Origin of the sequence: Nitrosomonas ureae, assembly GCF_900206265.1 — a bacterium.
GTDB lineage: Bacteria > Pseudomonadota > Gammaproteobacteria > Burkholderiales > Nitrosomonadaceae > Nitrosomonas > Nitrosomonas ureae_C.
On record NZ_LT907782.1, the window covers coordinates 1,354,220 to 1,374,980 of the forward strand.

Annotated in this window: 17 protein-coding genes; 7 read left to right on the top strand and 10 right to left on the bottom strand. The window is 46.4% G+C overall.

Translation table 11 applies throughout. The features are described 5' to 3' along the window. Positions 1–232: 232 nt before the first annotated feature. From CPG39_RS06220 to CPG39_RS06230, 3 genes are read right to left on the bottom strand one after another with little or no spacing between them, the layout of a single operon-like run. Positions 233–1,327: a lipocalin-like domain-containing protein gene (locus tag CPG39_RS06220; RefSeq protein WP_096292539.1), complete on the bottom strand. Its 1,095-nt coding sequence runs from the start codon at positions 1,325–1,327 to the stop codon at positions 233–235. Then, on the bottom strand, positions 1,327–3,876 hold the full coding sequence (locus CPG39_RS06225; RefSeq protein WP_096292540.1) for an FtsX-like permease family protein: 2,550 nt from the start codon (positions 3,874–3,876) through the stop codon (positions 1,327–1,329). The genes CPG39_RS06220 and CPG39_RS06225 overlap by 1 nt, the downstream gene beginning before the upstream one ends. After that, the gene (locus CPG39_RS06230) at positions 3,873–4,538 is read right to left on the bottom strand and encodes an ABC transporter ATP-binding protein (protein WP_096292541.1); all 666 of its coding nucleotides are present in this window, start codon (positions 4,536–4,538) and stop codon (positions 3,873–3,875) included. Before CPG39_RS06230 ends, CPG39_RS06225 begins: the two co-directional genes overlap by 4 nt. Before the next feature lie 293 nt (positions 4,539–4,831). On the opposite strand from CPG39_RS06230, the gene CPG39_RS06235 reads away from it, so the two are divergent. From CPG39_RS06235 to CPG39_RS06250, 4 genes are all read left to right on the top strand, one after another. Beyond that, complete coding sequence (locus CPG39_RS06235; RefSeq protein WP_096292542.1) at positions 4,832–5,113, top strand: peptidylprolyl isomerase; 282 nt, start codon at positions 4,832–4,834, stop codon at positions 5,111–5,113. A 14-nt stretch (positions 5,114–5,127) separates the two neighbouring features. Further along, positions 5,128–5,682, top strand: a complete 555-nt coding sequence (locus CPG39_RS06240) for a toxin-activating lysine-acyltransferase (RefSeq protein ID WP_231990418.1) — start codon at positions 5,128–5,130, stop codon at positions 5,680–5,682. Between the two features lie 344 nt (positions 5,683–6,026). Next, positions 6,027–7,454 carry a calcium-binding protein gene (locus CPG39_RS06245; RefSeq protein ID WP_096292544.1) on the top strand — a complete coding sequence of 476 codons (1,428 nt, stop codon included), beginning with the start codon at positions 6,027–6,029 and terminating at the stop codon, positions 7,452–7,454. Between the two features lie 398 nt (positions 7,455–7,852). Further along, the gene (locus CPG39_RS06250; protein ID WP_231990419.1) at positions 7,853–9,577 is read left to right on the top strand and encodes an ABC transporter transmembrane domain-containing protein; all 1,725 of its coding nucleotides are present in this window, start codon (positions 7,853–7,855) and stop codon (positions 9,575–9,577) included. On the opposite strand, the gene CPG39_RS06255 is transcribed toward CPG39_RS06250, so the two are convergent. The 6 genes from CPG39_RS06255 to CPG39_RS06280 form a co-directional block, all read right to left on the bottom strand. After that, a complete protein-coding gene (locus CPG39_RS06255) occupies positions 9,560–10,321 on the bottom strand; it encodes a phosphorylase (protein ID WP_096292546.1) in 762 nt (253 codons plus the stop codon). The two genes, CPG39_RS06250 and CPG39_RS06255, sit on opposite strands and share 18 nt — an antisense overlap. Next, positions 10,318–12,315 (bottom strand): squalene--hopene cyclase, encoded by a 1,998-nt coding sequence (gene shc / locus CPG39_RS06260; protein ID WP_096292547.1) that lies wholly within the window; start codon positions 12,313–12,315, stop codon positions 10,318–10,320. Before shc ends, CPG39_RS06255 begins: the two co-directional genes overlap by 4 nt. A 127-nt stretch (positions 12,316–12,442) precedes the next feature. Beyond that, entirely contained in the window at positions 12,443–13,231 is a 789-nt protein-coding gene (locus CPG39_RS06265; protein WP_331716190.1) for a VacJ family lipoprotein, read from the bottom strand. A gap of 415 nt (positions 13,232–13,646) precedes the next feature. Next, positions 13,647–14,255, bottom strand: coding sequence for a MotA/TolQ/ExbB proton channel family protein (locus tag CPG39_RS06270; protein WP_096292549.1), 609 nt, complete (start codon positions 14,253–14,255; stop codon positions 13,647–13,649). A gap of 404 nt (positions 14,256–14,659) precedes the next feature. Next, positions 14,660–15,097: a GNAT family N-acetyltransferase gene (locus CPG39_RS06275; protein WP_096292550.1), complete on the bottom strand. Its 438-nt coding sequence runs from the start codon at positions 15,095–15,097 to the stop codon at positions 14,660–14,662. A gap of 249 nt (positions 15,098–15,346) precedes the next feature. Continuing rightward, complete coding sequence (locus tag CPG39_RS06280; protein ID WP_096292551.1) at positions 15,347–16,183, bottom strand: CmcI family methyltransferase; 837 nt, start codon at positions 16,181–16,183, stop codon at positions 15,347–15,349. Between the two features lie 218 nt (positions 16,184–16,401). Here CPG39_RS06280 and CPG39_RS06285 point away from each other — a divergent pair, with 218 nt between their 5' ends. The 3 genes from CPG39_RS06285 to CPG39_RS06295 all read left to right on the top strand — a co-directional run bounded on the left by CPG39_RS06285 (position 16,402) and on the right by CPG39_RS06295 (position 18,778). Beyond that, positions 16,402–17,106: a TetR family transcriptional regulator gene (locus tag CPG39_RS06285; RefSeq protein ID WP_096292552.1), complete on the top strand. Its 705-nt coding sequence runs from the start codon at positions 16,402–16,404 to the stop codon at positions 17,104–17,106. Positions 17,107–17,118: 12 nt separating this feature from the next. After that, positions 17,119–18,177: a metal-dependent hydrolase gene (locus tag CPG39_RS06290; RefSeq protein ID WP_096292553.1), complete on the top strand. Its 1,059-nt coding sequence runs from the start codon at positions 17,119–17,121 to the stop codon at positions 18,175–18,177. 169 nt (positions 18,178–18,346) lie between these two features. Then, entirely contained in the window at positions 18,347–18,778 is a 432-nt protein-coding gene (locus tag CPG39_RS06295) for a hypothetical protein (RefSeq protein ID WP_096292554.1), read from the top strand. A 755-nt stretch (positions 18,779–19,533) separates the two neighbouring features. Here the strand turns inward: CPG39_RS06295 and CPG39_RS06305 are convergent. Continuing rightward, a protein-coding gene (locus CPG39_RS06305) for an IS3 family transposase (RefSeq protein ID WP_231990420.1) occupies positions 19,534–20,702 on the bottom strand; the annotation gives its coding sequence in 2 pieces (ribosomal slippage) (positions 19,534–20,420 and positions 20,420–20,702; 1,170 coding nt in all). Between the last annotated feature and the right edge of the window lie 59 nt (positions 20,703–20,761).

Sequence of the window (20,761 nt, forward strand, 5' to 3'; positions counted from 1 at the left end):
TTTGTAATCGTGAATCTTATCTCCGCCCCTCAGATTCACTGCTACAGCGATCTTTATGTGTGGAGCCGAGTAATTTATTCGCAATCATCTTGTACCACTTAGATTACTGCGCCATCGAATTCTAACTCACATTTAACAACAATGAAAGTGTTGAAATTAAGTCCGCTTTATTATTTTCCAGAAAATTGCATGATTGAAAATTCTTCACCAGTCATCGGATGTGCTTTAAGCCTCATAATGCCAAAGGTTTCACGTAGCCCGTCAACTCAAGATAGCCTCGTCCCGCTGGTTTATTATCCTTCGTCAGCATCACAGCACCTTCCCAATATACCGCTGCAGTGGATTGGCGCGCATCCAGTTCCTGATCGTCCAGCAATGGTGTAAGCCGCCATTCAATCTCACCGGTGCGAACATGCATGGCAACCGGATAAACCGCTTCGGTATGCGGTGATCGCCAAGTACGTATCGGCGTAAATTCCACCTGCTCGGGATCGAAAAAGGTCATATTTCCCTGCGCATCACGCAGCGCTGCATAAGCCCATACTTTCCCATTCTGTTTCGCACGTATTTGAAATGCTATCAATGCAGAGCCGTCATCCAGATTGGCTCCTACCCAATCCCACCCCTCGGCATCCGGATCCAAAAAGGCCGTTGACCATTCATGATCCAGCCAAGCGCGTCCTTTAACATTTACTGGTTTATTTTGCCTGAATACTGTTCCGGTTACGCTCAAATGCGGTTCGCTATAATAATAACTAGCCTGTTCCGGCTTTGGGCCTTTACGGGAAAAACCGTCCATATCTTGCAACATCATGCTTTGCGTGGGTGTTAATATCAATTGCAAACCAAAATCGCTGGCTTGCATATCCACCTGATAGCGGCCATCCTCCTCGCGCACCAATGTCCAATCTTCTAATTTAACATTGGTATTCCCTGGCTTGGCATAGGCAAGATCAAAACCTTCACGCGCAGTTCTTTCAACATGCATCACTTTACCAACCGCAGGATCCGACAATGCCAAGTGCGCGATAATTAAGTCCTTTGCAGCAAAGCGGCTCGGATTATCATGATTACGATCAGTGGCATAACGGAAAAAAGTAACCTGAAAACCTAATGGTTTCTTATCTTCTGTCTCCAGCCAACCCGTGATATACCACCATTCAATGCGAGAATCCGGGTGTGCGCCATAATCCGCAGGAAAAGAAAGCTTGTAATCGGGAGTAACCGGTTTTAATCGGCCCGACTCAGCATATACACCGGTAATGAGCAAGCTAAAAAACAGCATGATAAAAACGTTAAAATTACTGCCGAATTTATTCCGTTTCATCACCAATCCTCCCGTACCACGCGAATAACCTGAACGGAAACCGCTTTACGTCCGAAAAACAGAGCTGTCAATGCCGCCGAAATCAACATAATTACGGCAATCGCCAATAACCAGCCCCACGGCAAATGCAATTGCATCGTCCAGTGAAAGGACTGTGGATTGACAATAAAAACCAGAATCAAACTGATGCCCCAACCCAATACAAAACCTAACACAACTCCTAGTGCAGTCAGTAAACCACCTTCCGCGGTCAACATCACAAGAATCTGCCGACGCATTACGCCGATATGCCTCAGCATGCCAAATTCCTTAGCGCGTGCCAGTATTTGCGCAGAAAAACTAGCCGCCACACCCAGCAATCCAATAACGACTGCCACTATTTCCAGCAAATAGGTTACCGCAAAGCTCCGATCAAAAATTTCCAAACTCAAGGCCCGCATATCACTCGATCTCGATATTCCAAGAGCCGCACCAAAAGGCAGCTGACGCAAGCCCGCAACAGCGATATCTGACGACGTTCCGGCTTGCAACCACAGCGCGACGTTATTGACGCTCAAATCCCCCGTTAATCGCTGATAATCCGTCAGCTGCATCTGTACCGCACCAAACTGCCGGCCATAATCACGCCATACCCCGGCGATCAGAAATTCGCTGGGCACTGCGCCAATCGGCAGAACCACTTTCTCGCCCACCCGATAACCATATAAATCGACCATCGCTTCGGATACCCAAATCGGCATTACATCTTCAGGCAATAATCCGCGCGCAATCACATCATTCGTCAGCGGCAGCGTATTGCGCGGATCCTCCTTATCCACCGGCCTGGCAAACAAGGTGACATCCGGACGATTAATATCAAGCGTCAACTGCTGGGTACGGAAAAAATCCACTCGATCAAATCCTGGCAACGCGATGATCGCATTTTGCGCATCCGATTGAAAACCACCCTGATCACCGATTGCAGCAGTTCGCACATACAAATCGGCCGGCAATACATGCTCAAGCCACGCATCGATCGATACACGAAAACTGGCCACCATAATCCCCATGGCAACCATCAAGCTAAAACTGGCCAGTATACCGCCCAATGCAATGGCGGCCTGATTCGGTGCATTCGCCAAACGTGCCAATGCTAATGTAAAAACAGCACCTATCCGCTCATGAGACGATCGGTTTGATAAAGACGAAAATGTCCAGGCAGCCAATCGCGGCATTAGCGTAATACCGCCAATCAACAATAATGCAATCGCAAGATAACCGAATACCGGCAGCTCGAAAACAGGGGGTAATTGCGTGAACAGCACTGCAAGCAATAAACAAATCAGCGCAAACCAAGGTGATGACAATTTTGCCATAACCGCATCTTCAGTGCCGGAGCGTAATGCCGATGCAGGCTGGGCTCGAACGGCTTCCAATGCCGGGGCGATACTTCCCAGCAACGTCACACTTAAACCTATAGTAAAAAAGATTACCGCATCCCAAGGATCAAAAAAAATACTCGGTTTAACGCCGGGGAAGAAATTCGTTCCTAAATCTCCCCCCAAAAACTGAATGGCCATCGCGGCAACGGCATACCCTAATCCCAACCCCAATAGCGATCCCATTATTCCTAGCAATCCGCCTTCAGTGATGATCTGCCGCAACAATTGCTGCCGCGTGAAACCCAGTACGCGTAACAACGCAAATTGCTGACGCCGCCGTATTACCGATAAAGCCTGTGTGGAAAACACCAGGAATGTACCTGTAAATAGCGCCACCAGCGCCAGCATATTCAGATTAATGCGATAAGCGCGCGACATATTGGCAATCCGCGTTTCCTGATCCGCTGCTTCCATAACCCAATAAGATTCACCTAATTCCTCCGCCAGGCTGGTTTTAAATGCCGCGTGATTAATGCCATCTTTGAGTTTCAGTTCAATTCGTGACAATTGCCCGATCCGTTCAAAACGCCACTGGGCTGCACCAATATCCATTACTGCTATGCGCTGACCCGCACGCGCGCGGACTAAACCGCCTGCCACCCGCAACGTGATCGCTTGCAATCCAGCCTGTAATTGCAGCGCATCGCCCTGCTCGACCTGCAGCCATTCCATTGCAGCAGGGGATAAAAATATCGTATCGCTGGCGATACGATCCAGCGTTTCTCCTTCTTTGGGTAATCCCAGCAAATCGGGAGAAATTTGTGCCGCCTTGAACGGATCGATACCGATAATTTTCAGCTTGTGATCATTTCTGCCTTGCTGTTTCCCAGGTATCGTCACATCCAATTCCAAAACAGGATTCGCTAATGCAATGCTTGGATGTTTAGCCAGTAGCGGATAAAGCGCCTCATCAAAAAATGATTTGCGGCCACGTACCTGCAAATCCGATTGCCCGGAAAGGCTCTTGCTGGCGGCAGAAAATTCATTGAAAGCAGCGCTGTTGATCAGATGAATTGAGAATGCCATAGCAACCCCGATGGCTATAGCGATGAGGGCAACGGCTATTTGCATAATATGCGCGCGCCATTCACTAATCAGCATCCAGCGAAATATCGATGGCGCTTTCATGGCTTATGCCCTGACTGCGCCGGATGCAATCCATCCCGGGTCAAATTCAGCACTTTGTCGGCCGTGGCAGCCGCTATATGAGAATGCGTCACGATAATGCCGGTCGCACCATTCGCTTTGATTTCCCTGCGCATTAGCTGAAGAATTTCATGCGCGGTGTCCGGATCAAGATTACCCGTAGGTTCGTCCGCCAGCACCAATCGTGGCCGATGAATTAATGCACGTGCAATGGCAACACGCTGTAGTTCGCCACCGGACAACTGGCGCGGGAAATGATGCCCGCGCCCATGCAGACCCACTTGCTCCAGCATCTGACTCACGCAATCCGTGGCTATATCATTCAACAACAGTGGCAATGCGATATTCTGTGCCAGCGTCAAATGAGGCAGCACGTGGAAGGCCTGAAAGATAAAACCAAACTGTTCGCGCCGCAATAGCGTCGCGGCATCATCATGCAAGGATGAAATGGCAACCCCGTTAATGCGAATTTCACCGGAATCCGGAGAATCCAAACCCGCAATCAGATTCAACAACGTCGATTTGCCCACACCCGATTCGCCCATAATCGCGACGTACTCGCCCGCATTCAAGGTGTAGCTCAAGTTGGCCAGTACTTTCCGATCTTCGGCGTAACCTTTGGTAAGGTTGCGTAACTCCAGCATATTCGATAATACCCCGACAATTCATTGAAAATAGATGGCCAGCGATACTGAAAAAAGCAGTGCATGTATCGCCCGACCCAGGTATGCTTTAACTGTACCACGATAATTAATCAATCGCGGGCACTTCTGGAAACCCAAAATACTGAACAAGGCCGATACGAGCAAAAAAGCAAAGAAATAGCGATGCCGCATAATTCTATATATGCCTTATTCAGGTTTTTTTTACGACTTATTTAGCATTGTAAATGCATTGGGATTTTCAGAAGAGTTCGCTCAATAATAGGAGAAAAATCATGGCACGAGCCAGCGCACGTCATATTTTGGTTAAAACTGAAGAGCAATGTAACAATCTGAAAGCAGAAATTGAAAGTGGCGCCGATTTTGGCAAACTGGCCCAGGAACACTCGTTATGTCCATCCGGGAAACAAGGGGGTGAGCTGGGTGAATTCGGCCGTGGACAGATGGTGCAGGAATTCGATACCGTCGTTTTCAGCGCGCCGGTCGGTGAAGTGCAGGGTCCGGTTAAGACACAGTTTGGTTATCATCTGCTGGAAGTGACTCAACGCAGCGATTGATGTCTACAGCATAATTGATCGCGCCTTCCAATCGGAATATGCCGGATAAATCATCTGCGACTCAAATTGACGCTTCCAAGATTCGTCTTCTGACGGGAATCAATCCTGCGCAAGCGCTTGGATTCGCGGTCAGTTATTTGATGACTAAACCGGCTTTTGCGCGTCTGCCGTTCGGGCACTGGTCCCGTATATTGGTTGGACAAATTAACCGGGGTCACTATCTGATCGCATCGGATGACGGACACATTGCCGGATTCCTTGGCTGGGCGCTAACCACTCGGGAAAAGGGTGAGATATGGCTTGCGGAACAAGGGGAGCTTTCCTTCGAAGATAGTAAAGCCGGTGAGATCTTGCTGATCAATGCATGGGCATCGGAATCGAACGAGGTCACGCACCTGCTGCTCGAACGCTTACGCGAGATCGGGCGCGCCCAGAAAATGGTTTATTTCAAGCGTCATTACCCGGACGGGCGCACCCGCCCCGGACGCCTCAGCGTCAATGCATTCGTCGATGCGCATATTCGTGCCACCCGATCCAGCGAGAAATCCGGCATTCCAACCTCTCAATAGTATGAAAGCTTCAACAACATCGGTATAAAACTGCCTCAAGGCAAAAAATACTTTCGTTGACAAAACCAGAAAGGCAATTAATTTTTATTTACCAATTAAAATAGTATGTTATATTACTATTCAATTACTCAGAATTGTATCTTAACTGCAAACTGTTCCATAATAACTAAGCTGGAAATTGCTCTAGCGTTGTGACTTTTCTCACAGTCAATATAGTCAGTATTTAGTAATACTGTCAGCTGATGGTCTTCAGCTATTGCATCATGATCATCCATTTAATGGCAATTTATCTTTCAGCTAAGAAGGAGATTTATTTTTAACTCTAATATTTAAGGAGATTCAAAATGGCTATAGTCAATGGAACAGCTAATAATGACATCATTTCGGTAGCATTCATCTCGCCGGGGGTATCTAATTTCCCCACACAATCGGCCGATACAGTAAGAAGTTTCGGCGGCAACGACACTATCAGTAGCGCCGGCGGTCCCGATACTGTTTTTGGCGGCGGGGGTGCTGATAATATCAGCGGCAACGGTGGCAACGATACGCTGAATGGCGATGACGGCAACGATACCATCGACGGTGGCGCCAATAATGACACCATCAATGGAGGTAGCGGCAATGATGTCATATTTGGCGGTTTTGGCAGCGACATATTACGGGGAAATGCAGGCGTCGATCAATTAAACGGTGGTGGTGGCAACGACAACATTCTCTCCGATGGCGATGGCGGTACCTATAATGGCGATGCAGGCAATGATCTGATGTTCTCAGGCCTTGGCCCAGAAACCATGAATGGCGGAACAGGCATTGACACCATTGATCACACAGTTTTTAATGGAAACTACGAATTCAATATGGCGACCGGATTGACAAACTTTGGCGGGGAAAGCTATACCAATTTTGAAATCGCCAGAATGGGAGGAGGCAATGATACCGTAACTGGCAATAATGCAAACAATACCATCTTTGGTGGCTTGGGTAATGACACCTTGGTAGGTGGCGGAGGTATCGATACATTAAATGGCGGCGGCGGTAATGACACGATTACCTCCGATGGCGATGGCGGAACCTATAACTGCGATGCGGGCAATGATTCGATGAGTTCAGGCCTTGGCCCAGAAACCATGAATGGTGGAACAGGCGTCGACACCATCAACCATAAAGCCTTCAATGGCAACTACGTATTCAACATGACAACCGGCCTGACAAACTTTGCTGGAGAAAGTTATACCAATTTTGAAAATGCCTTCATGGGAAACGGCAATGACAATGTCACCGGAAATGCTTCCAACAACACGATCAAAGGCGGTGGCGGCGCGGATACCCTGAATGGCGCAAACGGTAACGATACGATTCTAGGCGAAGCAGGCAATGACATCCTTTTTGGCGGATCAGGGCAAGATACCTTGATCGGGGGTGCTGGCAGGGATGTAATGTCCGGCGGTGGTGGTAACGACACTTTTGACTTCAATGCACTCAGTGAAAGCGCTGTCGGTGCAAACCGGGATGTCATCAATGGATTTGCTGCCGGCGTTGATGAAATCGACCTGTCATCCATCGATGCCTTGAATGGTGGTGCTGATAATGCATTCATTTTCCGGGGTACGGGCAATTTTAGCGGCGGTGGTGAGGTTCGATATTTTCAAGATGTGGTCAATAACAGGACTATTGTCCAAGCTGAGTTTGAAGGTGATGGCAATCTAGTTGTCGATATGGAAATCCAATTAAATGGGCTCCATGTGCTCGCTGCCACCGATTTTGTACTTTAGTTAATAAAGATAATGGATTTGTTAAAACACTCAACAAATCCATTATCTTACTCTCATCCGCTCAATTCTTCTGACACTTCACGATCATTTCTCACTATAACGTTTTGCTTTATTACCATTGGCGAACCCAATTAGTAATTCCATTTCTCATTTGTTACAATCATTAATTACAATCTATTGCCACAAGACACGCTTTAGTAAACCCGATAAAGTATTATGTGGCACGTAACTCCGAGTTGCTCCAGCAAGTGTCCATAGATCCCAACAATTAACACACAATATCACATCGTTTCTTGGTGCAATATCGATTGCACATGCAATGATTCCCTTTGAAAAATAATTAATAATCTATGCAAAACTCTCAGAAAAGCACTCAAACACGCTGGCAAGCTGTCAAAATGGCAGCAAGCTTTATTACACCCTATAAGCGCCAGGTCATCTACAGTCTGTTGGCTTTATTATTCACAGCGACAATTACGTTATCGATCGGCCAAGGCATCCGCTTATTGATAGACCAAGGATTCGCAACGCAATCCAAAGACCTTTTGAGCCAATATGTAGCGATATTTCTATTATTGGTAATTGCTTTGGCTGCGGGCACATTTACCCGCTACTATTGGGTCACCTGGCTTGGGGAACGGGTGATTGCCGATATCCGGCAAAAAGTATTCAATCACTTGATTCATCTGCATCCCGGCTTTTTCGAGCAAAATCGCAGTCTCGAAATCCAATCGCGCCTCACCGCTGATATGACGTTACTACAAACGGTTATCGGGTCTTCGGTTTCATTCGCGCTGCGCAATTTGATTATGATGATAGGCGGTATTATCTGGCTATTCATTTCCAATGCAAAACTCACCGCCCTGGTGATGATCTGCGTGCCATTGGTCGTAGCTCCGATTCTGATTTATGGTCGCCGGGTACGGCATTTATCACGCCAAAGCCAGGACAAAATTGCTGCAGTGGGCGCTTATGTCGGCGAAGTGCTCGGGCAAATCAAAACCGTACAAGCTTACAATCACCAATCCATTGACCAATCCACATTTCACGATCAAGTCGAGGCAGCATTTGCAGTTGCCAAGCAACGCACTACCCAGCGCGCGTTACTGATCACTATCGTCATAATTCTGGTCCTCGGCGCTGTTGGATTAATGCTATGGGTAGGCGGTATAGATGTCATCGAAGGTCGCATCAGCGCCGGAGAGTTGGCTGCTTTTGTTTTCTATAGCGTCATCGTCGGCTCAGCCGTTGCCTCCATTTCCGAAGTGATTGGTGAATTGCAACGTGCCGCCGGTGCCGCAGAGCGGACAGTAGAATTATTGCAAGCACCGAACCTGATTCAATCTCCTGAAAAACCTCACCCATTACCAAAAGTATCCGGAAATATCACTCTTGATCAATTGTGCTTTGCCTACCCTTCGCGCCCCGAAGTGTTGGTTATCAATCAGCTATCACTCACAATCCGCGCAGGTGAAACATTGGCGCTGGTGGGTCCTTCCGGTGCAGGAAAATCCACATTATTTGACTTGCTTCTGCGCTTTTTTGATAGCCAGTCCGGCGGTATCAAACTGGAAGGAATTGATATTCGGAATGTGGATCTTCTTGCATTACGACAGTGTTTTGCCTTGGTATCACAAAATCCGGCGCTATTTTACGGCACAATCAGCGAAAATCTTCGCTATGCCCGCCCCAACGCTACTGATGCCGAAGTCGAAGCAGCTGCCAAATCAGCTTTTGCACATGATTTCATTTGCATGCTGCCACAAGGCTATCAGACACAGTTGGGAGATTCCGGATTAGGCTTATCCGGCGGTCAGAAACAACGATTGGCGATTGCACGCGCGGTATTAGCCGATACACCCATTTTGCTACTGGATGAAGCCACCAGCGCGCTGGATGCACAAAGCGAGTTTTGGGTGCAGCAAGCATTGCAACATCTGATGCGCAACCGCACCACACTGGTCATTGCTCATCGTCTGGCCACGGTGCAATCCGCCGATCGGATTGCCGTGCTTGATCACGGGCGTCTGGATGCATTGGGAACGCATGCGCAATTGCTACAATCGAGCCCGTTGTATTCACAGTTGGCCACACTGCAGCTTCAATCACATATTACCGGCTGATTCACCGCCGTCATCTGCATGGTAAATTTCAAAAATGGATTCGCTGGCAAATGCCGCTCCGGCGGTTTGCACGACTTTTGTCAATGTAGCGCGGGCTGCGTGCATTCCTAATGCCAGATGAAACAGTGTCTTGATTGAAACCGAGCGGCCAATCAACAATATGATGAGACGCATAAAATCAACACCGCCATCCGGATACACCGCGCTCAGCAATGCCTCCGGTGGAGAAAAATCGACCGGATCGACAATCACGCGGATGGCGACAAACGGTATGCCTGCGTCAGCCGCTACTTTTGCCACAGCCGCGCTTTCCATATCAGCCGCACAAGCGCCAATTGCCTCACCCAACGCAAGCTTCTCCTGTCTGGATGTCAAAGGTGTTTCACTGGATACGAGAATCCCACCGGTAACAGTCAAGTGCGCTGACAGCAAGCGCTCCAGGCGATTACGCCACTCCAGACTTACCGGCAGGCTTTCTCCACCCGCTGCAATGGATTCAGGCAACACCAGATCGCCGGGAATCAGTTTATCATCCAATGCGGCAGCAACACCAAAACTCACCAATGCATTAACACCAAACTCGCGCAATTTCAGCGCTGCTCCCCGTGCTGCATTGCTTCCCATGCCGCTGAGGCACAAACGGATTCTCTCTCCCGCATTCACCACCTGATAAACAGGAATGCGCAAATTCACTATACAAGTTGCCTCAGACTTTAACGCTGAAACAACACCTATTACGTTCAAGCAACCCTCTCCTTTGTTAGAGCACGATAGCGCACCAGTGCCCAAATCGGAAAGAATTTTGAATACCCGTGATAACGAAGATAAAAAACCCGGGGAAAACCAGGTGCAGTAAACCAAGGATCTTCCCACAAATGATCATCCGCTTGATTATGCAATAAGTAATTGATACCTCTGCGTACCGATTTACTATTGACTTCTCCAGCCGCCATCAGGCCCAGCACCGCCCAGGCGGTTTGAAATGTGGTACTGGTCTGAGGAAACTGTCCGGCCAGCTGTGTATCCAAATAGGAATCATTCGTTTCACCCCAGCCGCCGTCGACCCTTTGGACGGATTCTAACCACTTAACGGCGCGGCGCACCGATGTATGCTGCATATCAAAGTTCGTCAGCTGAAAAGCTTCCAGCACTGACCAGGTGCCATAAATATAATTCGTACCCCAGCGCCCGAACCACGATCCATTTTTCTCCTGCTCCCGCAGCAGAAAACTGATGCCGCGCCAAACTTCACGTTGATGCTTCCCATATTTTCCCAACAAGCCGACACAACGCGCCGTCACATCGCTCGTCGGAGGATCGATCAATGCTCCGTGATCGGCAAAAGGAATTTCATTCAAATAATGATAGGTATTATCAATATCGAAAGCCGCAAAGCCACCATTACATGATTGCATTCCCGCCAGCCAATTCGCTGCGCGATCCAGGGGTTTCTGATAGCGCTGCGCATCGCTTTGATCCAGTGCCCAGGCCACGGCAGCGGTGTCATCAAGATCAGGATAATGCGGATTCGCATATTGAAATGCCCAACCGCCTCCCGGTAAATCCGGCCGTTTGTCGCGCCAATCACCCGGCTCATCCAAAACCTGTTGATCAACCAGCCAATCCAATGCTTTTAGCACAGGCCCCTGATCCGCTGCTAGATCTTCCTGCAATGCCAAGCATGTCAATACCGTATCCCAAACGGGTGAGGTGCAGGGCTGACACCAAGCACGCTCCCCTTCGTCAACTAATAAACCTCGTAGCGCATTACGGCATTGCACGCGGCTCGGATGATCATACGCGTAACCCAACAATGCCAGCGATTCATGCGCGTTAACCATTGCAGGAAAAATAGCCCCGATCCCACACTCGCCATTCAAACGTTCAAGTGTCCAGTTTTCCGCTTTACGTACCGAATATTGACGTATAGCCTGAGGGAGCTTGGGTTCGACACGTGACAAAACTCGTTCGACCAGCATAAAAGCACGCTTCAACCAGGTATCCGCTTGCGGAAAATAATTCTTTTCCTGTTCTGGCGGCACAACAAATAATTCACGGATATCCACATTACGCGGATTGATTGCACGTGCTTTGATCGTACACAAAATAGACAAGGGGATCATTACAGTACGTGACCAGTAAGAAACCTTGCTGATATGAAACGGAAACCAACTGGGTAGCAATATCAATTCCGTAGGTACAACCGGCACTCCGCTCCATGGAATCTGCTCATACATGGCTAACAGCAAGCGAGTAAAAACATTGGCTTTAGCCGCACCGCCCCGTTCCAGAATAGCTTCACGGGCACGTACCATGTGCGCTGCATCGGGAGAATCGCCCACCAGCTTCAAAGCATAGTAAGATTTAATGGTACAGCTGATATCAAATGCACCGCCATAATATAATGGCCATCCACCATGGGTTAGATCCTGCTTTTCCCTAATGAAACGGGCAATTTTATTTTCTAGAATGACATCGATTTCATCCATGAAGTGCATCATCAGAATATATTCTGCTGGAATTGTACAATCCGCCTCCAACGGGAAACACCAATGTCCATCGGGCTTCTGTAGCGACAACATGGCCGAACGAGCTTGGGTAAACTTATTTTCCAGCTCATCAACATTGATTTCATCTTGATTCAGACTGGATACTGAATACGCTGAAGACATTTCATCACTCACAGCAAACCCCTCCGGCTGCTGCGACATATCCGATACTCTCTGTGACCCGTCCATATATTCCTAAGCGCTCATATCTATTGTAAATTTGAAATAAAAGTGTGTTTGTTAACAAAATCGACTGTATTAATGTTCAGGCACTCAATGCCTCATGAAGTAAAATAAAACCAGAAAAACGAATATATTATTTCTTGATTTTTACATTGTTATCAAAGGGATTATCCTGAAAAGGATCGTAATAAAGGTCTAGGGGCAGCTTGCCATCATGTACCAGGAATTCACGCTGTTGCATGGATGCTTCACGCACGAACAAGTACGGATCCAATGCCGCCTCATCCCGAATTTGCATCGGACCAATCAAACGCGCACGTTTGTCAATAATGCCCAGGATGGTCAATGGCGCGGCAAAGTACGTACCTATCGCAAGACCTGCGTAAAAAAGCACGTTAGTAACAAGACCCACCGGAATATTGGTTACGTCACGTTCACTACTAGGCCCCAGTAGCGGAACAAATAAATAAGAACCCGGATTAACTCCCCAAACACCTAACGTCTGGCCAAAATCTTCATCATGTTTTTGCAATCCCATATGGGTTGCCATATCAAACAGTCCAGCCATACCAATCGTTGAGTTAATAATAAAACGTAACGTATCTCCAGCGCCCTGCTTTACCTTGCCTTGTAAAAAAGAGTTCAGGGCGACATTCGGATAGGCCAGGTTATCATAGAAATTTCCAATGGATCGTTGCGCGGCATCGGGAACATAATCCACATAAACATTCACAACGGGCTCAACGATAGCCCGATCGACTCGGTCCGTAAAATCATAAGAAGCACGATTAATTTTCTCATGCGGATCAATCGGATCAACTTCTTCATCACTACTTTTAGGTGTCGTCGCGCATCCTTGCAAGATTGTCAGACAGAGAAAAAATACAATAAGAATCAAATTGCGATAGTTAATATTTCTCAAGATCCCGGAATTCTCATTCATTTACTTTAATACAGCCCATTTTCACGTTTTCTTCAATAAGACCAAATAACATGCAACAGACTCATCAATTCTTGATTCAATAATCACTTAATCTCGACGAATTGGCAGAAAAATACCTCACATCCCATTCGTCATACATTCTACAGTATCTCATCCATCCATCTATACGACGAAAATTGTCGGCCAAAGTATAATTCTAATTCAGCGGGAGTATACACTACTAGCTCAGCATCATGATTTGTACTCCGGTTAGAAATTTCTCGAACTTTCCAAAGCTCACACAATTGAAGTCTCGAAGTCACTTTTAATTCGCGTCTATAAGTTGGATTTTGCTGCACAGCGAGATAAAGTCATAAACACCTTCAAGCACTCTACAAAGGTCATATAAGAAAAATCAGCCTTCTCTCTCACCATGCACAATTTCTACCAATTTTAACGCTTGCAATTCCATTTCTATCACAAAATCATCAACCTTTGCTCTAAAGTGGCGATAAAAAATCATGCTGGGAATAGCGACAAGTATGCCAAATGCAGCATTATATAGTGCAACGGAAATTCCATAAGCAAGCTGTGCAGGATTGCTACCGGTAGGAGAGTTTGATCCGAAGATCTCAATCATACCCACCAATGTACCAAACAAACCCATCAAAGGGCTCAGTGCGGCAATAGTTCCTAGCGTAGTCAGGTAACGACTTAAATCATGCACAATCACTCGGCCGGATTCTTCAATCGACTCTTTCATTACCTCGCGTGTACTTTTGACATTTCTAAGGCCGGCCGCAAGAATCTGCCCCAAGGGCGAATGCATCTGCAAGCGTGCCAGCATTTCAGGGTTAACGCCATTACGCTTATATTCGCTTAACACCCTGGGTAACAGCTCTTTCGGCGAAACAACACTCAAACGCAATGTCCACATCCGTTCCCCGATAATAGCCAAGGCAACTATGGAAGCAATGATGATTGGCCAAATCGGCCAGCCCGCAGCTTGAATTAAAGATAACACGAAACAATCTCCTCACTCACTTTAGATCCGAATATTTTATCCGGTCATTATTTTTCAACCTGTTATGTTACCCGATTTCCGTATAATATTACCAAGCAGTTATTTCGACACCCACGGTGTCTGGCTCTTACAATTTTAACACTCCATTTTCTATCCACAATTTCTGTGGATAAGTCTGTGTGTATATTACAGAAAGGAAAATTAAGTGGCCAAATCCAAACATCTTTTCTAACCTGATTATTTATTAATCTTACATCTATTCATTAATAAACATGATGTTAATGTTTGTTAGACTTATTCGGATCTTAATACATAACTCTCTTACGAGATCGACAAGTCCTCTCAGCGATCGCGCATTATCAAAACGAATCGAACGATTACAATCAATAACCTGCTCAAAAAAATCATCTTATTTCCATCACATGGTGGTGCTTTATTCCGCCGATCCGCAGAAAACCCAATCTCTGATAAAGCCTGTAAGCGCCCTGGTTCGCATGCAAAACTCTTAATCGCAGTGGCAAATAACCTGCACGTGCTCTGGCAATTAATCGTCCAATCACTTCAGTACCGATGCCCTGATTTTGATAACGAGGATCAATTTGAATTTCATCCAGCCAAAAATGATCCACATGCGTAACTACGATGAACATACCGACAGGCTTGTCATTCTGTAAAAGAACTTCGATTTGCTTCGATTCCCATGCATTCTTGAACAAACTTAATTCCTCATCACTATCCCAATAACCGAACTCTTGTGTTATCAAGTCACGGTACACGGTATGATGCAATTCAAGCAACCATTGATAGTCAGAGTCTCGAGCGGGCCGTATCCGGATATTCATTGAAAATTTACAGGTATTAGAAGAATGGTTTCAACTGACAAGTATGCTGGTCTCTCATGATGATTGATTCGCACTCACAGCCCGGCATCATTACGCCATCGGGATACCGCATGCGGCATGTTATACATGCATTACATCAAGCTGTCCGCATTTCAAACCACGCAACCCGCGTTCTTCTCGCTCACTCTTCAGCATCATTTGACACGTAACAATCTAATGTTCAATGAATTCTTAGAATAATCCAGAAAGTCACAATCTATGCTTTAAGTAATTGATAATTCTTTGATAACCTGGAATTGATGTAGCGAATTGATCGACTGAACGTCGATAGATATGTTCTTTCAGATTGAAGGATGCCGGATCTTCGATAATTCGCGATCCTCGCTCGATAGCAACAAAGCCCTGATATATGGCAATGTCGTTGATGATATTGGTCCACGAGCCGACGGATTCGGTCAGCTCAATGATCAGTTGCGTGAGCGGTTTCCTTCCCGACCATTCAGGAGGAGCAATGAAATCCCGCCAATGTTCCCACGCCCAGTCTTCGATAATGTACAAACCGCCCGGCGCCATGAGTGGAAACAAAGCCTCAAAACTAGCGAGAGTAGGTTCGTATAAATGCGAGGCGTCATCAATGATCAGATCCGGTGCAACATCAAACATGGTTCTCATAAGATACGAAAGTTTTGATTTGTCTGCTTGATCAGTTTTCCAAACAGTCTGAATCCGATCCGATAAGTCGCGTGACGTCAGGTATTTCTGGAAATACGGGCTATCCATGCGATCTGCCAAGTCCACTGCAACATGTTTCTGAGGTTTGAATAGCTCATGCCAGAATACAATACTGCCGCCATCAAAAATCCCTAACTCAAAGATATTCTTTGGCTGGAAATCGTAGCGGCGCCGGAAGTAGTGGGCGTACTGCTCAATTAAGGGTTGAATCTTATAAAAAATGAAATGCTCGCCACCACTCCATTTTCCGGTCTTCTGATGCATCACCCGAAACACGAGATCATCAAGGAGCAAACAATCATCCGATTTCCAGATCAGGCGATCAAACATGTTTTGTTGTGGAACCTGCAGCATCTCAATCCCCTTCGTTTTTTATTCGTGTTAGGAAAAAAATAACTTCGATTAAATTAAAGAAACCTTAACATAATCTTGAAAAGTTTCCAGGCATCGGTTGATATTGAATCACCCTGGATCTCCTCTTAATTTACCATTTTTCGGATGATTCCTTGTATGTTATAGTGAAAATGACATCAAATTGCACTACTCCTATCAATACCCTGAGGAGAATCAAGATGAAAAAAAGCAAGCCTGAATTACGCGATGCAATCGTGGATACGGCGGTTGCCTTCGCCGAACGTTCATCCTGGGAAGCGGTGCGTTTGTTTGATGTTGCCACTGAATTAAATATTTCTCTGGATAATATTCGTCTTTATTTCCGTGAAAAAGAAGATTTGGTTGACGCCTGGTTTGACCGGGCCGATGGTCAAATGCTCAAATCTGCAGAAACCGTGGAATTTTTGTCGTTATCACCACGCGAACGTTTGCTGCATCTCATCATGACCTGGCTGGATACATTGGTTGCGCACCGCAAGGTTACGCAGCAAATGATCGGCGCCAAACTTGAACCCGGTCACCTGCATATTCAGATTCCCGCCATCATGCGCATCAGCCGTACAGTGCAATGGATGCGTGAAGCCGCACAACGCGATGCCACATTTCTGCGGCGCGCACTGGAAGAAGCCGCGCTCACTACAATTTATTTAGCGACATTTGCTTACTGGATGCACGATGCATCAGAAAATTCACAATGCACGCGCGATTTCCTGGAACACAAACTGCTCGTAGCTGAATCGCTGGATCATAGAATTTATGGTGTTCCGCGCAAAGAAGCCGCAGCCGATGATGCTGCACCCTCTGTATCCGGAACTCCCCCCAGAACCCAGCCTTCTCCACTAACAGAACCGATTACTTCTGAGATTCATGCAAAATCCGGCTGATAATAAAAAATCATGGATCCGCTCACGCATGCCTTAAGCGGCGCCTTGTTGGCACGGGCTGTAGCACAATCACCGCCGCCATCGCGATCAGAACACATTACCGTATTACCATTGCGCGTACAAATTGCCGCGGGCTTTGCCGCAGCCGCATTCCCGGATGTAGATTTTGCGCTCCGCCTGATCGACACGCTCACCTACCTGAATTGGCACCAGGGCCCAACGCACTCGCTGATTTTATTACCGCTGTGGGCATGGTTATTGTCCAGGCTGTTTGCCTGGTTGACTCAAAGACGCGGTGACTGGAAATTGTTTCTTCCTCCCATATGCCTCGGTATTGCCATTCATATCGCAGGAGACTTTATCACTTCGTATGGATTGATGTTGTTCGCGCCTTTTTCAACCCAACGTTTTTCTTTACCCCTGGTATTTGTCATCGACCCTTGGTTCAGTCTGATCATCATTGGCGGTCTGATCATTTCGAGGTGCTATCCGCGACAACGAATTGGGGCTATGGCGGCTTTAGCTTGTTTATGCGGATATGTGATTTTTTTATGGACTTTGTACCAACAAGCCATCGAAATCGGCATCCGCCATACCGATTCCCAAGCTATTTCACAAGCGCACGTCACCGCATTACCACAACCGCTGTCACCGTTCCACTGGAAGATCATCATCCGGCACGATGAAGCCTATCATCTTGCCGATATGAATTTACAGCAATCCTTAGGGCAACACCGGACAACCTCGCTCCTGTCAAAGATGGCGTCTGCTTATCGTCCCATTTCGGAAAATAATTGGCATATTCAGCAACAATTCGGTGACGACTTCACACAAAAAACACTCGCCCGTGAAGCATGGCTCAGTCCCGTTTTTGAACCTTTCCGAGCTTTTGCCCGATTCCCGGTACTGGAACGTATTGATACTCTTGAGTCGGATTTGTGCATCTGGTTTTACGATCTGCGCTTCCAATTCCCGGAATTACCACCCTCTTTTCGTTACGGTGCATGTCGGCAAGATAAACTTTCTGATTGGAAAATTGTTCGGCGGCATGGATTATTTTATATTGACTGATCTGTTATGTCCTCCGAGGCCAGTTATCATTCAAACTTAATCCAGTCATCCCTCAACCATCAATGAAAAATTTATAATGATTAGAATAACAGACAAGAATTATCAGGATAATATTTATATCAATAGCTTAAACACATCTAACCATACTTTATGAAACGCACATAATGCCATGAACTCGTTTGCCGATAAAACAGAGAATCCAACGACTGACGAATATCTGAAAGTTAGCCTGAACGAGGTTTTGGATAGATTAAATAAAAACCCAAACGCCTTGCAAAGTGAGGAGGCATTCGTTCAAGCTGTCATCACTGTGCGCAATGCCATGATTAACGAGAAACTGACCAAGTGGTTGATTGGCTTAACTGCGATTGTTGCAACCGCTACCGCCTTATTAGTGATTGTCCCATTCTTCACTCCTTCATTTGAAGCCCAAAAATTAGAAACTGAACTGAGTGCAACCAAGACTGCCTACAATGACCTAAAGATTGAAATAGAAACATTAAAGAATCAATTGCTTGAGTCACAACAAACCATGTTGATCCTGAAGAATCAGATTGAGAAACACTATCGTGAAAATGATCAGAAGAATCCGGAAGAGTGAATATAGCATCATTCATCACGAGCACAGGAAACATGTTTCCTGTCAGTAAAACTGCAAGATCCAGTCTGAATTGCTACAACTTAATTATGAATATTTATGTAATAACATCATTATGGACACAAATAAATTTACAGAATCGGCACAAGGCTTTACAAAAAGTCCATTAGGAATAATTGCGCTTTTTATAGTCCTTGTATATGGCTTTGCGTCACTTGTTGTAGGTTTGGGGCAAGGAATCTCAGAGCATATCACCCCTTTGGCCTACTTCATGGTTTTCTTCCCAGTAATAGTATTTTGTGGATTTCTTTGGCTTGTTGCCAATCATCACAATAAACTTTATGGACCTTCCGATTTTAAGAATGAAGATAATTTCATGAAATCCAAAATGACATCCGTTGCATCCCTCGCTGCCGCAACTGTCAAACATTCTGGGCATGAGGGTGAATTACCCGAATCTCAACTTCGAGAAATTGTGAGCGTTGTTTCTAATGCGAGTAAAAGACAACTATCAAGCAAATGGAGAAATCGGGTTTTATGGGTTGATGACTGCCCGGAGAATAACGTTCATGAGCGTCAAGCCTTCGAAGCACAAGGTGTTGAATTCTCTCTAGCCTTCTCCACCAATGAAGCCCTTGATATTCTTAAAACCCACAAGTTCGCCGTTATAATTTCCGATATGGGACGCAAAGAAGGACCCCAGGAAGGTTATGTTCTTCTTGACAAGCTGGAGTTGCCCCAATTTGACGGACATTTTTTCATGGAGTCGAGAGAGTCTCAACTTGTGAAAGCGGATTGCAGTTTATCGCGATTTGATTTTTCTCATTCAGTTTTCTCTCAAAATTGTTTGGTGATAAGTATCCCAGCCCGGAATGCCTGTCGATCAATTCACATTCTAGGCTGGCAAAAAAGCTTTCAGCCATTGCGTTATCATAGGCATCACCTACACTGCCCATGGATGGACGCACGCCCATTTCCTTGCATCGTTTGCCGAAATCAACGCTGGTGTATTGACTGCCCCTATCGCTGTGATGAATCACTTTGCCTGGTTTACGGGTGATTAACGCCATGTTCAAAGCATTGATCACCAGGTTGGCTGTCATGGTTTCACCGAAAGCCCAGCCCACTACCTTACGGCTGAATACATCGATGACCACGGCCAGATACAAGAACCCCGCCCAGGTAGGAATGTAAGTCATGTCCGCAACCCATAGCTGGTTGATGCTAGTTGCCTTGAAATGACGTTGCACTAAATCCTCTGCAGGACGATCACGCTTATTCCGATGAGTCGTGATTATAAAGCCGCGCCTGCGGCTCACTCCCTTAATTCCTGCTTCATGCATCAACCTACCTACGCGCTTGTGATTGACCCTGATTCCAAGATCGACTAATTCAACAGTAATGCGGGGGCGGCCATACGTACAATCGCTTTTTCGGTATATAGTCATGATCTGCTCAATCAATCGACAGTTGGCAATGACCCGCTGACTAGGCGTGCGTTTAGTCCAGTCATAGTAACCACTGTGCGATACACCCAATGTTTCACATAGAATACGAGTCGGAAATTGCGCCTGATTTGCCTTGATTAGTTGGTACACTTTCCCAATCAATCTCTGTGATTTGCAAACCAGGCCGTAGCCTTTGCCAATATGTCACGCTCCATCTCCACACGCTTGAGCTTCTTGCGCAATTCCATCAGCTCCTGTCGCTCGTTGACATTCAAGGGGAGACCACTCGATATTGCAGCCGAAGCAATTGTCTGGCTTGATCTAATTGGTACACCTGCTGCTCGACACCAAGTTTGTATCGAAGTGTAGTGGCAACCAAATTCCTTGGATAATTGCTTAGGGCATTTGCCCAATGCTACCAATTCCACCATCTGTTGGCGAAACTCCGCCGGGTAGGCAGGTTTGTAGTTTTGTGTCATATTTCTTCTCCTTTAAACAGAACATAATGTGTCCGTTCAAAGGGGACAACTCCAAGCTT

Bases quoted from the DNA above. Each gene is read 5' to 3' on its own strand.
- CPG39_RS06295 (WP_096292554.1), top strand. From the start codon at position 18,347: ATGAACTCGTTTGCCGATAAAACAGAGAATCCAACGACTGACGAATAT.
- shc (WP_096292547.1), bottom strand. From the start codon at position 12,315: ATGGACGGGTCACAGAGAGTATCGGATATGTCGCAGCAGCCGGAGGGG.
- CPG39_RS06230 (WP_096292541.1), bottom strand. From the start codon at position 4,538: ATGCTGGAGTTACGCAACCTTACCAAAGGTTACGCCGAAGATCGGAAA.
- CPG39_RS06290 (WP_096292553.1), top strand. From the start codon at position 17,119: ATGGATCCGCTCACGCATGCCTTAAGCGGCGCCTTGTTGGCACGGGCT.
- CPG39_RS06245 (WP_096292544.1), top strand. From the start codon at position 6,027: ATGGCTATAGTCAATGGAACAGCTAATAATGACATCATTTCGGTAGCA.
- CPG39_RS06250 (WP_231990419.1), top strand. From the start codon at position 7,853: ATGGCAGCAAGCTTTATTACACCCTATAAGCGCCAGGTCATCTACAGT.
- CPG39_RS06235 (WP_096292542.1), top strand. From the start codon at position 4,832: ATGGCACGAGCCAGCGCACGTCATATTTTGGTTAAAACTGAAGAGCAA.
- CPG39_RS06220 (WP_096292539.1), bottom strand. From the start codon at position 1,327: ATGAAACGGAATAAATTCGGCAGTAATTTTAACGTTTTTATCATGCTG.
- CPG39_RS06275 (WP_096292550.1), bottom strand. From the start codon at position 15,097: ATGAATATCCGGATACGGCCCGCTCGAGACTCTGACTATCAATGGTTG.
- CPG39_RS06280 (WP_096292551.1), bottom strand. From the start codon at position 16,183: ATGCTGCAGGTTCCACAACAAAACATGTTTGATCGCCTGATCTGGAAA.
- CPG39_RS06225 (WP_096292540.1), bottom strand. From the start codon at position 3,876: ATGAAAGCGCCATCGATATTTCGCTGGATGCTGATTAGTGAATGGCGC.
- CPG39_RS06285 (WP_096292552.1), top strand. From the start codon at position 16,402: ATGAAAAAAAGCAAGCCTGAATTACGCGATGCAATCGTGGATACGGCG.